Consider the following 13,402-nt stretch of genomic DNA (forward strand, 5'->3'; position numbering starts at 1 on the left):
CGCGTGGGCATGCCCACCCTACGTTACGCCGCTGCCGCGGGCTCGCCGGGAACGGTCGTGCACCGTATGGTGCGCATGCCACCATACGTTACGCGGGTGCCGCGGGCTCGCCGGGAACGGTCGTGCACCGCATGGTGCGCATGCCACCATACGTTACGCGGGTGCCGCGGGCTGGCCGGGAACGGTCGTGCACCGTAGGGTGGGCATGCCCACGCGCTCCCGCCGCACCGCAGCTGCACTGCCATTCGCGCCCACCCAGCCCGCATACCCGTCTTTCATCGAGCTCCGTTGACATGCTAATATCGGCCCATGCCGGGCCGCTGGGCCCGGCCGTTTCGAGGAGTCGTCTGCATGAGTGAAGTACAGCAAGTTACCCTGGTCACCGGCGGCAGTTCCGGCATCGGCCGGGCCATCTGCGAAGCGCTGCTGGCGCAAGGCCGCACGGTCGTGAATCTCGACTTGAAGGCGCCCGACTGGCGCCATGAGCGGCTCGTCTCCTTCCAGGCCGATCTGACCCGGCAGGAAGAAGTCGAGGCGGTGGCGCGCGACATCGCCGCCCGTTACGCCGTCACCGCCCTCGTCAACAATGCCGGCGCCACCCGCCCCGGCAGCATCGACACGGCCACCATCGGGCAGCTCGACGACGTCGTCGGCCTGCACCTGAAAACCCCGATCCTCCTGATCCAGGCCGCGCTGCCCTCGCTGCGCGCCTGCGGCCATGGCCGCATCGTCAACATCTCGTCGCGCGCCGCGCTCGGCAAGCCAGAACGCATCGTCTATTCCGCCACCAAGGCCGGGCTGATCGGCCTGACGCGCACGCTGGCGCAGGAACTGGGCGGCGACGGCATCACCGTCAACGCGGTGGCGCCCGGCCCGATCGCGACCGAGCTTTTCATGAAGAGCAACCCGGAAGGCGCGCCGCAAACGCAGCGCATCCTCGACAGCATCGTCGTCAAGCGCATCGGCACCCCCGAGGACGTCGCCCGCGCCGCGCTGTTCTTCCTCGCGCCCGATAACGGCTTCGTCACCGGGCAGGTGCTCTACGTCTGCGGCGGCACCACGCTCGGCGTCGCACCCATCTGACGCCCTGCGTTCACCATCCCATCACTAAAACAATCCAGGAGATTTTTCATGCACCGTAATGCCCTCGTACCGAAGCGCCGTACCCTCGCCCTTGCCGTCATGGCGGCGGGCGCCATCGCACTGCTGCCCCTCGGCGCCAGCGCCCAGGCGGCGTTTCCGACCAAGGCGCTGACGCTGGTGGTGCCGTTCTCGGCGGGCGGCACGACCGACATCCTGGCGCGCGTGGTCGGCCAGTTCATGTCGAAGGACCTGGGCCAGCCGGTCATCATCGACAACCGCGCCGGCGCCGGCGGGAATATCGGCGCGCAGCTGGTGGCGCGCGCCGCGCCGGACGGCTACACGCTGCTGATGGGCACCGTCGGCACCCACGCGATCAACCAGAGCCTGTACAAGAAGATGGCCTTCGACCCGATCAAGGACTTCGCGCCGATCAGCCGCGTTGCGCTGGTGCCGAACCTGCTGGTGGCCAATCCTTCGCAGCCCTTCAAGACCGTGAAGGAAATGATCGCCTACGCCAAGGCCAATCCGGGCAAGCTCACCTTCGCGTCCTCGGGCAGCGGCAGCTCGATCCACCTGTCGGGCGAGATGTTCCAGCAGATGGCCGGCGTCGAGATGCAGCACATCCCGTATAAAGGCAGCGCGCCGGCCATGACCGACCTGCTCGGCGGCCAGACCGCGATCATGTTCGACAACATGCCATCGGCGATCGGCCACGTCCGCGCGGGTAAACTCCGTCCGATCGCCGTGACCACCCCGAACCGCTCGCCGGCCCTGCCGAACGTGCCGACGATCGCCGAATCGGGCGTGCCCGGCTACAGCGCCACCTCGTGGTTCGGCATCCTGGCCCCTGCGGGAACGCCGGCGCCGGTGATCGCCCGGCTGAACGCCTCGATCCTGAAAGCGCTGGCCGATCCGGACGTGAAGAAGAAGCTGGCCGAGCAAGGCGCCGAGCCACATGGCGAGAAGCCGGAACAGTTCGCCGAATTCATCCGCAGCGAGACCGAGAAGTGGGGCAAGACGGTGAAGGTGTCGGGCGCGACGGCGGATTGAATTATTCGCACCGGTTGATGATCGCACCGATCATCAACCGGTGAAACCGCGTGGAGTCGGGACGCCACCCTACAAGCGGCGCGAATCGTAGGGTGAAGTCCTGACTCCACGCGTTACGGCGGTAGAACAGCGATAACGCGATTTTATGCTGCTCATCAACGCCCGCAATCACACCCCCGATCGAACACCACCCGCCATGTCCCCGGCCCCTCCAGCCTCCATACCGAATTGAACCGTCCCACCTGCTTGCCCGCCGCATCCTTCACCGGCCCGCTGCTGAAGGCCAGCGTTCCCGAAGCGAGCACCTCGACCTCATCCGGCGCCCACGAAAACGGCGCCGCCGGCTTGTCGAAATAGCCGCGCCAGGCCTGCGCCACCGCCTCCTTGCCGCGCAGCGCCCCGTCCGGGTTCATGAAGACGGCCTCGCGCGACACGTAGGCCGTAAACCCCTCGAAGTCGCGCCGGGCCATCGTCGCTGCAAAACCGCGCTCGGCCGCGAGCACCTGCTGGCGCAGGCTGCCCGGCTCCACGCGCGAACCACGCGCCATGCCGACGGCCGCTGCCGCAACGCAGGCCACCATCAAGAAAAGAACTGCCGCCGATCGCCACCGCATAGGATTACCTTTCCTTTCGAACATTTTCCTTTCGACAACTCGGCGCCAATTCTGTCACGCCGCACACGGCTTGACAACCGCCAGTTGCACCCACTCCGGAAACGGAGTATAAAGACTCCATAAACGGAGGAAACAATGAGCCTGGCCTATTCCTACCCGAAGAGCCGCTTCGAACCGGCGGTGCTGGTGGACCTCAATTCCCGCGCCGAGCGCGAGCGCTTGTCGAAGTCGGCCCTGACCGGTTTCTTCAGGCTGGCCGAGGCCTGGCAACTGCGCGACGAGGATGCGCGCGAGCTGCTCGGCGGCTTGTCGGCGTCCGCCTTCTACGACTGGAAGAAGAACCCGGACCGCCTGCTCGAAGTCGACCGCATCACCCGCATTTCCTATCTGCTCGGCATCTACAAGGCGCTGCACATCCTGTACGGCGACAAGCTGGCCGACGAATGGGTGGCGCTGCCGAACAGCAACCTGATTTTCGGCGGACGCACGCCGCTGTCCCTGATGCTGGGCGGCGGCCTGCTGGCCATGCAGACAGTGCGCAAGCTGCTCGACGCGCGCCGCGGAGGCTTGTGACCTTGGCGGTACTTCCCAAACTGACCAGCCTGCGCCAGTTCGACACCTGCCGCCTGCTGCCCTCGCGCTTCGCCGACCTCGAGGATTCGGTGCTGGCGCCGCTCGCCGACAACGACGCCACCCTGCGCGACCTGTTCGACCTCGATAACGCGACCAACGAACGCCTGCGCGGCGAAGCGGGCTTGCTGCCGGGCATCGGCATGGATGAACTGGTGTTCGGCGTCCCGAATTTCCGCATCATCAATGCGGCATTTACCTATGCGCGTCCCGAAGGCAGCCGCTTCAATGACGGCGAGCGCGGCGCCTGGTATTGCGCCTTCGACGCGGACACCGCGCTGGCCGAGATCGGCTTCCACAAGACCGTCGAATACCAGGAAATCGGCCGCTTCGACGACAGCGTCACCTACCAGGCGATGCTGGCCGACTTCAACGCCGGCTTCCACGACATCCGCGGCGCGCGCGGCTTCCACACATGCCTCGATCCGCGCAGTTATGTCGCCTCCCAGGAGCTGGCCAACAGCCTGCTCGAGCTTGGCTCGATGGGAGTCATCTACCCGAGCGTGCGGGCGCCGGGCGGCGTCAACCTCGCCTGCTCCCGCCCCGCCCTCGTCGGCAATGTGCGCAGGGGGCAGGCCTATCGGTTAACATGGGCGGGTTCGCCGGAACCGACGGTGGACATCATCTGATTCAGGAATGCACGACATGAAAACCAATCCCAAGGGTGACTCCGCACTGCGCGACACCGAACTGCACGACAAGATCAACCGCGAAACCGGCCGCATCGCCTGGAGCGAGCTCGAGCGCCATTTCGCACAAGGCAATGTCATCTATGTCAGCGAGGAACTCGACCTGATCGAGGTCGCCATGCGCATCTCGCACGACGACAAGGACAACATCGCGCGCTGGATGGCCGACGGCAAGGTCGCGAAAGTATCGGACCTGCAGGCCCAGACCTGGGCCGCCGCCGAAGCGGCGCTGTGGGCGGCGGTGGTCCACCCCTTCATCCTGGTCCAGCCCGAGAAGAAGCAACTGCATTAATCCTCTCCGGCGCCGGTTCCTGCGCCACCCGGAAATTGCAACATCGGCATTGCGTGATGTTGCAATTTTGCTGCAAAGCATCAATTGTTGCTCCTGCACTGGTATACTCCTCGAACAGCCAGGCTGCGGATCGACCGCGCCAGCCCGCCTGCAATCGTTTCGACATCAACCTTCCTCAGGAATATCCAACGTGAAGAACCTCAAGATCGGCGTCCGCCTGGGCGCTGGATTCGCCATCGTCCTCGCATTGCTGCTGGCCGTCACCGTCACCGCCATACTGCGCATGCAGGCCGCGGGCGACATGACGCACCGGCTCGTGAACACCAGCATCAAGAACCAGCGTGCCGTGGCCGAATGGAGCAAGATGATCGAACTCAACGACGCCAGGCTGCAGACGGCCTACGTCTCGACCGATCCTGCCGTCCTCGGCAGGGTGGAGGCGCAAATGAAGGCCGCGTCCGTTCGCTCGACCGAACTGCAGGACATGGTCGCGTCCTCGTTTCGCAATGAAGCCGTGCGCGCCCAGTTCTTGTTGGTGAAGACGACGCGCGAAGCTTACCTGCAGGCGCGCACCGCGCTGTTCCGGGCCAAGGACGCAGGCGACGCGGCCCTGGCCGAGAAGCTTTACAACGGCCAGATGAGCACAAGCAGCAAGACCTACCTGGCCGAGATGAACAAGCTGGCAGCCATGCAGATCAAGGCCGCCGACGGCGTCGCCACGACGATCCTCGATTCGTACGCGAATACCCGCATCATCCTGATCGCCCTCGGCATGATTGCCCTGCTGCTGGGCGTCGCCTGCGCCTGGTTCATCACCCGCTCGATCACGGTGCCGCTCGGCCATGCCGTCGGCTTCGCCCAGCGCGTCGCACGCGGCGACCTGACCAGCCGCGCCGCCGTCGACACGCGCGACGAAACCGGCGACCTGCTGCGCGCGCTCGGCAGCATGTCGCAGGCACTGGCCGGCATCGTCGGCCAGGTACGCGGCAGCACCGGCGCGATCGCCACGGCCTCGGACGAAATCGCCAGCGGCAACGCCGACCTGTCGAGCCGCACCGAACAGCAGGCCGGCTCGCTGGAGGAAACGGCGTCGTCGATGGAAGAACTGACCTCGACCGTGCGCCAGAACGCCGACAATGCCCGCGAAGCGAACAAGCTGGCCAAGAGCGCCGCCGCCATCGCGGCCGAAGGCGGCACCGTGGTCGCCGAAGTCGTGACCACCATGGGCTCCATCAATGAGTCGTCGCGCAAGATCGTCGACATCATTTCCGTCATCGACGGCATCGCCTTCCAGACCAACATCCTGGCGCTGAACGCGGCGGTGGAAGCGGCCCGTGCGGGCGAACAGGGCCGCGGCTTCGCGGTCGTCGCCAGCGAGGTGCGCAACCTGGCGCAGCGCTCGGCGAGCGCTGCGAAAGAGATCAAGGCGCTGATCGACGATTCGGTGAACAAGGTCGCCGCCGGTACCGGCCAGGTCGACCGCGCCGGCGCCACCATGGGCGAGATCGTGCGCAGCATCGAGCACGTGACGAGCATCATCGGCGACATCGCCAACGCCAGCGAAGAGCAAAGCGCGGGCATCGAGCAGGTCAACAGCGCGATCGTCGACATGGACAGCGTCACCCAGCAGAACGCGGCCCTGGTCGAACAAGCGGCAGCCGCCGCCGAATCGATGCAGCAGCAGGCCGAGCAGCTGGCGCAGGTGGTCAGCACCTTCAAGCTCGATGACGCCGGTACCGCGGCAGTGCGCCCACGCACTGCCGGCGGCGCGCACCTGGCGCTGGCGCTTGCATGAGGGCCTGGCAAGGTGGCGGACGCGTGCGCCGCCTTGCACCAGCGCCGCGAAATGCCGGTTAGAAATTGACGAAAATGCAGCATTTGCACGAACGTAGTTTCCGTCGAGCCAAGAAAATATGCGTACTTTGCCGTTTCCTTTCTCAGTTTGCGGGACAAAACCGGAACACCCTGTTCATTTCGTCAAATCGGATATACTTCCGTAAACTGTAGGAAGATTGATGAACAGCAATTTAATCGAAGAGGACCCGATCCTCACCACTAGCGCCGCCGCGCGCCTGCTCGGCGTGGCGACCAGTACCGTCCAGCTCTGGATGGAAAGTGGTGCGATCGAGTCATGGAAAACGCCCGGCGGACACCGCCGCACGCGCGAGAGTTACATCCGCGCCCTGATGACCAAGGTCTCGGGCCAGGGCGGCGTCCCCGAGCGGCGCCAGCTCCCGACGCCGACCGATCCCGAATTCCTGCCCAATCCCGACCCGGGCTTCCCGGTGCCGGAAGAGGAAGCCGAGCGCCTCGCCGCGCTGGCCGCGACCCGGCTGGTGGACAGCATGCCCGAAGAGCGCTTCGAGCGCATCGTGCGCCTGGCCTCGAAAGTGACCGAGTCGCCGATCGCCCTGATCTCGCTGCTGACCGCGCGCCGCCAGTGGTTCAAGGCGCGCGTCGGCCTGCCGGCCCAGCAGACCCCGCGCGAGTGGGCCTTCTGCACCCATGCGATCCTGCAGGATGGGCCCTTCGTGGTGGAAGACGCGATGAGCGATGCGCGCTTCTCCGGCAATCCGCTGGTGCTGGCCGACCCGCACATGCGCTTCTATGCCGGCGTGCCGCTGCGCGACCGTTCCGGCATGGCGATGGGCACCCTGTGCGTGATCGACCGCGAGCCGCGCAAGCTGCGCGCGTCGGAACTGCAGGCGCTGGTGGATCTGGCGGCGATCGCCGCCGGCGAGATCGAGGCGTCGGCGGAGCGTTGAAACCATAAGCGCCCGCGCTGACGTGTGGCGGGTGGGTTCGACGAACGGTGGCGCGTAGGGTGGGCGCCCAGTGCCCACGCGGAACGACGCGCAAACGGAACGCCATTTGCGCCGCGAACGATGGCCAGCGTTAACGCCCCGATCGAGCGTCAACGCGACGTATATGTCCGCGTGGGCCCGGGGCGCCCACCCTACGGTTGATGTTGCAACGCATGCGCCGCCTGTCGCATCAACAGCTCGGCCTCCCGCGGATCCGGCGCACGTAATGCCAGCTCCTGCAGCGCCGCCGGAAATTCAAGCGCGGCCGCTGCTTCCAGCCAGCGCCGTGCCGCGGCAGCATCCGCCACGACACCCTCCCCCGCCGCCAGCATGTTCGACCAGGTAAACATCGCCTCGGGCAGTCCGCCGCGCGCGGCCGCCTCGATCGAGCGCGCCGCCAGCACCGGATCGACCGCGGCGCCAATCCCGTTCCGATACTTCAGCCCCAGCGCGTAAGCAGCGCGCGCATCGCCCGCCTGGGCTTGGGCCTGAGCTTGGGCAGTCCCGGCGCACAGCAGTGCCAGCAGCAGCGCCAGCGTCCTCATTTCGCCAGGTCCACCGCATACAGCGCAAAGCCCTTGCCGAGGCCATCGTCGGTCGCGACCTGGCTGACATTTTCCAGCCCCGCCTCGCGCGCCAGCTCCAGCATGCCTGGCGCCGAATGGAAGACCACCGGCCCCGCCGTCTTCACTTGCGCAAAGCGCCAGCTGCGCGTCGCGCCGTGCTGCGCGCGCGTCAGCTTGCGGGTGTCGCGGATATAGGCAATCAGCACGTCGCGGCTGGTATCGGGCGAGGCGAGCACGGTCTTGCTGCCGTCCAGGCCCGGGAAATTCCCGCCGCCGCTGGCGCGGTAGTTATTCGTCGCGACGATGAATTCCTGATCCGGCGAGACCGGCACGCCGCGCAGGGCGAGCTTGCGGATGCGCGCACCGGCGGGCTGCGTGAGGTCGATCTCGTAGCTGATCTCGGTCGACGTCGGCGTATCGAAGTTATAGCTCGGCACCGCGGCGTTGACCAGCTCCTGCGGCTGCGCCTTCGACGGGTCGATCGTATTGAAGCGGCGCGCCGACGTTTCGAGCCAGGCCTTCAGTCCCGCGCCGTCGACCTTGACCGCATACAGCGCATTCGGGTACAGGTAGAGGTCGGCCGCGTTGTTCAGCGCCAGGTTCCCGGCCGGGACGTCGGTAAAATCGAAGGCGCCCGCGAGGCCGCTCTTGAACGGCGCCGACATCGACAGCACCGGCAGCTTCGCGTACTGCGGCAGGTTGGCCGCCACATAATTCTTCACATACTGCGTCTGCGCCGCGTTCACCACCGCCAGCGCGGACGGGTCGCCGACATCGGCAAAATACGTCGTCATGCGGAAGTCGGTGCTGCCGACCGGCGTCTTGACGTAGCCGATGGTCGCCTCGTGCTCCGCGCGGATGAGTTCCATCACGCTAGGGTCGGCGGCGACGAAGCTCTTGTCGAGGTTCTGCGCGGCGCGCGCCTCGACGACCGTCTTGTCCTTCTCGATCTTCCAGCGCTTGCCGTCCGCGCGCAGCTGCAGCGCGATCACGCCCAGGTGCTTGCCCCACAAATTCGCCATCACGGTCGGCACGCCATGCACCAGGCCCTTCGCCTTGTCGACGCCGGCCAGGTTGAATTGCGGCGCCGTGCTGGCCGCGTTCGGGAACAGCTGGTGCGCATGCCCGAGCAGCATCGCATCCACGCCCGGCACCTGCGCCAGGTACCAGCCGGCGTTTTCCATCGTCGGGCTGTAGGGGCTGGCGTCCAGCCCCCCGTGCGAGATGGCGACGACGATGTCGGCGCCCTTCCTGCGCATCTCCGGGATGTATTTCAGGGCCGCTTCGCGCACGCCCGTCGTGTAGACCTTCCCGTCCAGCCAGCGCTTGTCCCAGGACATGATGGTCGGCGGCGTGAAGCCGATGATCCCGACCTTGACCGTCGCCGTGATCGGGCGCCCGTCCGCGTCCTGCGCGCTGACCTGCTTCGCGATGATGCGGTATGGAGCAAAAATCGGAAGCTTCGTCTTCACGCTGTAGACGTTGGCCAGCACCTGGGGAAAGGCTGGGCCGGCGCAGCGCTTCGGCTGGTCGATGCCCGCGACCTGGAAGCGGCTGCCCGTCACCTGGCCGAGATAGGCCAGGCCGTAGTTGAATTCGTGGTTGCCGATCGAGCCGCCGTCGTACTTCAGCGCATTCATCACCTTGTAGATGCCGAGCGTCTGGTCGCAGCGCAGCGGCTTGACCAGCGCCTGCCAGTCGGCCAGCGCATTGCCCTGGATCGTGTCGCCGTTGTCGAACAGGACGGTATTCGCGAATTCCTCCCGCGCCTGCGCGATCAGGCGCGCCGTGCGGTCGAGGCCAATCGATGGCTCGGCGGCGAGCTTGAAATAATCGTAGCCGACGACGTTCGAATGCAGGTCGGTGGTTTCCAGCACGGCAAGGGTCGCCGTCGCGCCCTGCGGCGCGGCGGGCCTGGCGGCGAGGACGGGCACGGCGAGAACGGCAGGCAGGATGGCAATGCCGATTTGACAAGGAATGGAGTGGCGCATGGAGGCTCTTCGGATGGGAACGGGCCGATGATACGGCAGCGACGCGAACGGCGGCAAGGCGCGGGCGTTCGCCCCACCGGCGCTTCCTGCGACTGGGGTATAATCGAAGGTTGGATTCAACTCATCTCAACTCATACTACACGCCACGACCATGGAAGCTGAACGCATCAACGCCATCTCCGCCCTGCTGAACGACCTGACCGGTCGCGAGGCCGAACTTCGGAGGTATCTTTGACTTCGATCGGAAGGCAGAGAAACTAGAGCAGGTCAACGAAGAACTCGAGGATCCGACCGTCTGGAACGACCAGAAACGGGCGCTGGACCTCGGTAAAGAGAAGAAGGCTTTGGAAGGCGTCGTGCTGACGCTTGAAAAAGCGAAAGCCGATCTCGCCGACGCATCCGACCTGTTCGAGATGGCGCGCGAGGAAGGCGACGACGACACCATCGAAGCCGTCAGCGGCGACGCCGATGCGATTCGCGCGGTCATCGAGGGCATGGAGTTCCGCCGCATGTTCGGCAACCCGATGGACCACGCCAACTGCTTCATCGACATCCAGGCCGGCGCCGGCGGTACCGAAGCCCAGGACTGGGCCTCGATGCTGCTGCGCCAGTACCTGCGCTATTGCGAACGCAAGGGCTTCAAGGCCGAGATCCTGGAGCAGTCCGACGGTGAAGTCGCCGGCATCAAGACCGCGACCATCAAGGTCGAGGGCGAGTACGCCTATGGCCACCTGCGCACCGAAACCGGCGTGCACCGCCTGGTGCGCAAGTCGCCGTTCGACTCGGCCAACGGCCGCCACACGTCCTTCACCTCGCTGTTCGTGTATCCGGAAGTGGACGAATCGTTCGAGATCGAGATCAACCCGGCCGACGTGCGCATCGATACCTATCGCGCATCCGGCGCCGGCGGCCAGCACATCAACAAGACCGACTCCGCGGTGCGCCTGACGCACGGCCCGTCGGGCATCGTCGTGCAGTGCCAGAACGATCGTTCGCAGCACCGCAACAAGGCCGAAGCCTTCGACATGCTGCGCGCAAAATTGTTTGAGTTGGAAATGCGCAAGCGCATGAGCGAGCAGCAGAAGCTGGAAGACTCGAAGACCGACGTCGGCTGGGGCCACCAGATCCGCTCCTACGTGCTCGACCAGTCGCGCATCAAGGACTTGCGTACCGGCTTCGAGACCGGCAACACCAAGAACGTGCTGGACGGCGACCTGGACGACTTCATTTCGGCCTCGCTGAAACAGGGCGTGGCGTAATGAAGCCGAACATGCAGTCCGTGAACCCGGTGAAGCGCGCGCTGATCTTCGACATGGACGGTACCATCGTCGACAACATGGCCTTCCACACGCGGTCGTGGGTCACCTTCTTCGAGCGCCGCGGGCGCGACATCGATGCGGACGAATTCTTCCGCGCGACGGCCGGCCGCCAGGGCAAGGAGATCATCCGTTCGCAGATGGGCGAGCACCTGGACGACGCTGAAGTCGCGGTGCTCAACCACGAGAAGGAAGCCGTGTACCGCGAGCTGTATGCGCCGCATTTGAAAACGGTCGCCGGGTTCGAGGACCTGATCGCCGATGCCCGCTCCCAGGGCATCGCGCTGGCCGTCGGCACGGCCGCGCCACCGGCGAACGTCGCGTTCACGCTCGACGGGCTGGATCTGCGCCGCCATTTCGAGACCGTCGTCGGCGCCACCGACGTCCCGCGCGGCAAACCGCATCCGGACGTGTTCCTGGAAGCGGCTCGCCGTTGCGGCGCGCTACCTGCCAACTGCATCGTCTTCGAAGACGCGCCGCTGGGCGTGGAAGCGGCGCGCCGCGCCGGCATGCGCGTGGTGGTGCTGACCACCACCCTGCCGCGTGAAGCGTTTGCCGAATTCGACAACGTGATCGCGATCGTCGACGATTTCTCGGGCGTGTCGCTTGACTCGCTCATTGCATCGCTCGTCGCCTGAACAAACCAACAAGAGTTGAACCAACCATGACTACGGAAAACCAAGAGAACACGGCAGAATCGGCCGCAACGTCGGACGACAACAAGATCATGACCGAGCGCCGCGCGAAGCTGGCCGCGATCCGCGAACAGGGCGTCGCCTTCCCGAACGACTTCAAGCCGCAGCACAAGGCGGCCGCGCTGCATGAGGAGTATGGTTCCCTGTCGCGTGAAGCGCTGGAAGAAAAGGCGATTCCCGTGGTGCTGGCCGGCCGCATGATGCTCAAGCGCGAAGCCGGCAAGAAGGCGGCCTTCGCGACGCTGCAGGACGCGTCGGGCATCCGCGCCGACGGCCGCATCCAGATCTACGTCACGCTCGATGCGACCGGCGAAGCCGCGATGGAAGCCTTCCGCAGCTACGACCTGGGCGACATCCTCGGCGTCGAGGGCACGCTGTTCAAGACAAAGGTCGACGAGCTGACAATCAAGGTCAGCAAGCTGCGCCTGGTCACCAAGGCGCTGCGTCCGCTGCCGGACAAGTTCCACGGCCTGGCCGACCAGGAGACCAAGTACCGCCAGCGCTACGTCGACCTGATCATGAACGAAGAGACGCGCCGCACTTTTAAAGCGCGTACCGCCGCGCTGTCGTCGATGCGCCGCTTCATGGAAAAGAACGAGTTCATGGAAGTGGAAACGCCGATGCTGCACCCGATCCCGGGCGGCGCGGCAGCGAAACCATTCATCACCCACCACAACGCGCTCGACATGCAGATGTTCCTGCGTATCGCGCCCGAGCTGTACCTGAAGCGCCTGGTGGTGGGCGGCTTCGACCGCGTCTTCGAAGTGAACCGCAACTTCCGCAACGAAGGCGTCTCGATCCGTCACAATCCGGAATTCACGATGATGGAGTTCTACGCGGCCTACACGGACTACACCTGGCTGATGGACTTCACGGAAGCGATCATTCGCCAGGCCGCGGTCGACGCCCAGGGTACCGCCGTGCTGTCGTATGGCGGGCGCGAGCTGGACCTGTCGAAGCCCTTCCAGCGCCTGACCATCGTCCAGGCGATCAACAAGTATGCGCCGGGCTACACGGCCGGGCAGCTGGAGGATGCGGAGTTCATCAAGGCGGAGCTGAAGAAGTTCGGCGTCAAGCCGTTCGCCAATGCGGGCCTCGGCGCGCTGCAGCTGTCGCTGTTCGAAGAGACGGCCGAGTCGCAGCTGTGGGAGCCGACCTACATCATCGACTATCCGGTTGAAGTGTCGCCGCTGGCGCGTGCGTCGGATACGCGTGCGGGCATCACCGAGCGCTTCGAGCTGTTCATGGTGGGCCGCGAGATTGCGAACGGCTTCTCGGAGCTGAACGATCCGGAAGACCAGGCTGCGCGTTTCCTGTCGCAGGTCGAGGCCAAGGATGCGGGCGATGAAGAGGCGATGTATTACGACGCCGACTATATCCGCGCGCTGGAATACGGCATGCCGCCGGCCGGTGGCTGCGGCATTGGTATCGATCGCCTGATCATGATTCTGACGGACTCGCCGAATATCCGCGACGTGCTGCTGTTCCCGCACCTTCGCAAGGAAGACTGATCGGTTGATCGAATGAAAACGGGGCGCTGCGGCGCCCCGTTTTTTGTTGAATGTGGTGCCAACACCGTGCACGCGTCCGCGTGGGCACGGGGCGCCCACCCTACCATGCCCCGGTTTCCATTGATGACGGCGGTGTAACGTAGGGTGGGCATGCCCACGCG

13 protein-coding genes are annotated in these 13,402 nt (G+C 65.5%); 10 read left to right on the forward strand and 3 right to left on the reverse strand.

The window, feature by feature from the left end; genetic code table 11:
• Positions 1-351: 351 nt before the first annotated feature.
• Both AC1MEM_RS18160 and AC1MEM_RS18165 read left to right on the forward strand, forming a co-directional pair.
• Positions 352-1,083 (forward strand): SDR family NAD(P)-dependent oxidoreductase, encoded by a 732-nt coding sequence (locus AC1MEM_RS18160; protein WP_499472833.1) that lies wholly within the window; start codon positions 352-354, stop codon positions 1,081-1,083.
• A 48-nt stretch (positions 1,084-1,131) separates the two neighbouring features.
• Positions 1,132-2,133, forward strand: coding sequence for a Bug family tripartite tricarboxylate transporter substrate binding protein (locus AC1MEM_RS18165; RefSeq protein WP_499472835.1), 1,002 nt, complete (start codon positions 1,132-1,134; stop codon positions 2,131-2,133).
• A 155-nt stretch (positions 2,134-2,288) separates the two neighbouring features.
• Here the strand turns inward: AC1MEM_RS18165 and AC1MEM_RS18170 are convergent, their stop codons facing one another.
• Positions 2,289-2,747: a YybH family protein gene (locus tag AC1MEM_RS18170; protein ID WP_499472836.1), complete on the reverse strand. Its 459-nt coding sequence runs from the start codon at positions 2,745-2,747 to the stop codon at positions 2,289-2,291.
• A gap of 135 nt (positions 2,748-2,882) precedes the next feature.
• Between AC1MEM_RS18170 and AC1MEM_RS18175 the strand changes: the two genes are divergently transcribed.
• The 5 genes from AC1MEM_RS18175 to AC1MEM_RS18195 all read left to right on the forward strand — a co-directional run bounded on the left by AC1MEM_RS18175 (position 2,883) and on the right by AC1MEM_RS18195 (position 7,123).
• Positions 2,883-3,320 (forward strand): antitoxin Xre/MbcA/ParS toxin-binding domain-containing protein, encoded by a 438-nt coding sequence (locus AC1MEM_RS18175; protein ID WP_499472838.1) that lies wholly within the window; start codon positions 2,883-2,885, stop codon positions 3,318-3,320.
• Positions 3,321-3,322: 2 nt separating this feature from the next.
• Entirely contained in the window at positions 3,323-4,006 is a 684-nt protein-coding gene (locus tag AC1MEM_RS18180; RefSeq protein ID WP_499472840.1) for an RES family NAD+ phosphorylase, read from the forward strand.
• A gap of 16 nt (positions 4,007-4,022) precedes the next feature.
• The gene (locus AC1MEM_RS18185) at positions 4,023-4,358 is read left to right on the forward strand and encodes a DUF2288 domain-containing protein (protein WP_499472842.1); all 336 of its coding nucleotides are present in this window, start codon (positions 4,023-4,025) and stop codon (positions 4,356-4,358) included.
• Between the two features lie 190 nt (positions 4,359-4,548).
• Complete coding sequence (locus AC1MEM_RS18190; RefSeq protein WP_499472844.1) at positions 4,549-6,153, forward strand: methyl-accepting chemotaxis protein; 1,605 nt, start codon at positions 4,549-4,551, stop codon at positions 6,151-6,153.
• 220 nt (positions 6,154-6,373) lie between these two features.
• Positions 6,374-7,123, forward strand: a complete 750-nt coding sequence (locus AC1MEM_RS18195; protein WP_499472846.1) for a GAF domain-containing protein — start codon at positions 6,374-6,376, stop codon at positions 7,121-7,123.
• Positions 7,124-7,314: 191 nt separating this feature from the next.
• Here the strand turns inward: AC1MEM_RS18195 and AC1MEM_RS18200 are convergent, their stop codons facing one another.
• Together AC1MEM_RS18200 and AC1MEM_RS18205 are read right to left on the reverse strand one after the other, a co-directional pair.
• Entirely contained in the window at positions 7,315-7,707 is a 393-nt protein-coding gene (locus tag AC1MEM_RS18200) for a hypothetical protein (protein ID WP_499472848.1), read from the reverse strand.
• Positions 7,704-9,719, reverse strand: coding sequence for a bifunctional 2',3'-cyclic-nucleotide 2'-phosphodiesterase/3'-nucleotidase (locus tag AC1MEM_RS18205; RefSeq protein WP_499472850.1), 2,016 nt, complete (start codon positions 9,717-9,719; stop codon positions 7,704-7,706). The genes AC1MEM_RS18200 and AC1MEM_RS18205 overlap by 4 nt, the downstream gene beginning before the upstream one ends.
• Positions 9,720-9,870: 151 nt before the next feature.
• Between AC1MEM_RS18205 and prfB the strand changes: the two genes are divergently transcribed.
• The 3 genes from prfB to lysS all read left to right on the forward strand — a co-directional run bounded on the left by prfB (position 9,871) and on the right by lysS (position 13,241).
• A protein-coding gene (gene prfB, locus AC1MEM_RS18210; RefSeq protein WP_499472852.1) for a peptide chain release factor 2 occupies positions 9,871-10,978 on the forward strand; the annotation gives its coding sequence in 2 pieces (ribosomal slippage) (positions 9,871-9,951 and positions 9,953-10,978; 1,107 coding nt in all).
• Positions 10,978-11,673, forward strand: coding sequence for an HAD family hydrolase (locus tag AC1MEM_RS18215; protein WP_499472854.1), 696 nt, complete (start codon positions 10,978-10,980; stop codon positions 11,671-11,673). Before prfB ends, AC1MEM_RS18215 begins: the two co-directional genes overlap by 1 nt.
• A 26-nt stretch (positions 11,674-11,699) precedes the next feature.
• Positions 11,700-13,241: a lysine--tRNA ligase gene (gene lysS, locus AC1MEM_RS18220; protein WP_499472855.1), complete on the forward strand. Its 1,542-nt coding sequence runs from the start codon at positions 11,700-11,702 to the stop codon at positions 13,239-13,241.
• The last annotated feature ends 161 nt before the right edge of the window (positions 13,242-13,402 follow it).

It is taken from the genome of Telluria sp. AIW5 (assembly GCF_056680575.1).

What these genes read in the sequence shown, in the direction of transcription:
- AC1MEM_RS18160 (WP_499472833.1), top strand. Translation starts at nt 352, where the DNA reads ATGAGTGAAGTACAGCAAGTTACCCTGGTCACCGGCGGCAGTTCCGGC.
- AC1MEM_RS18165 (WP_499472835.1), top strand. Translation starts at nt 1,132, where the DNA reads ATGCACCGTAATGCCCTCGTACCGAAGCGCCGTACCCTCGCCCTTGCC.
- AC1MEM_RS18170 (WP_499472836.1), bottom strand. Translation starts at nt 2,747, where the DNA reads ATGCGGTGGCGATCGGCGGCAGTTCTTTTCTTGATGGTGGCCTGCGTT.
- AC1MEM_RS18175 (WP_499472838.1), top strand. Translation starts at nt 2,883, where the DNA reads ATGAGCCTGGCCTATTCCTACCCGAAGAGCCGCTTCGAACCGGCGGTG.
- AC1MEM_RS18185 (WP_499472842.1), top strand. Translation starts at nt 4,023, where the DNA reads ATGAAAACCAATCCCAAGGGTGACTCCGCACTGCGCGACACCGAACTG.
- AC1MEM_RS18195 (WP_499472846.1), top strand. Translation starts at nt 6,374, where the DNA reads ATGAACAGCAATTTAATCGAAGAGGACCCGATCCTCACCACTAGCGCC.
- AC1MEM_RS18200 (WP_499472848.1), bottom strand. Translation starts at nt 7,707, where the DNA reads ATGAGGACGCTGGCGCTGCTGCTGGCACTGCTGTGCGCCGGGACTGCC.
- AC1MEM_RS18205 (WP_499472850.1), bottom strand. Translation starts at nt 9,719, where the DNA reads ATGCGCCACTCCATTCCTTGTCAAATCGGCATTGCCATCCTGCCTGCC.
- AC1MEM_RS18215 (WP_499472854.1), top strand. Translation starts at nt 10,978, where the DNA reads ATGAAGCCGAACATGCAGTCCGTGAACCCGGTGAAGCGCGCGCTGATC.
- lysS (WP_499472855.1), top strand. Translation starts at nt 11,700, where the DNA reads ATGACTACGGAAAACCAAGAGAACACGGCAGAATCGGCCGCAACGTCG.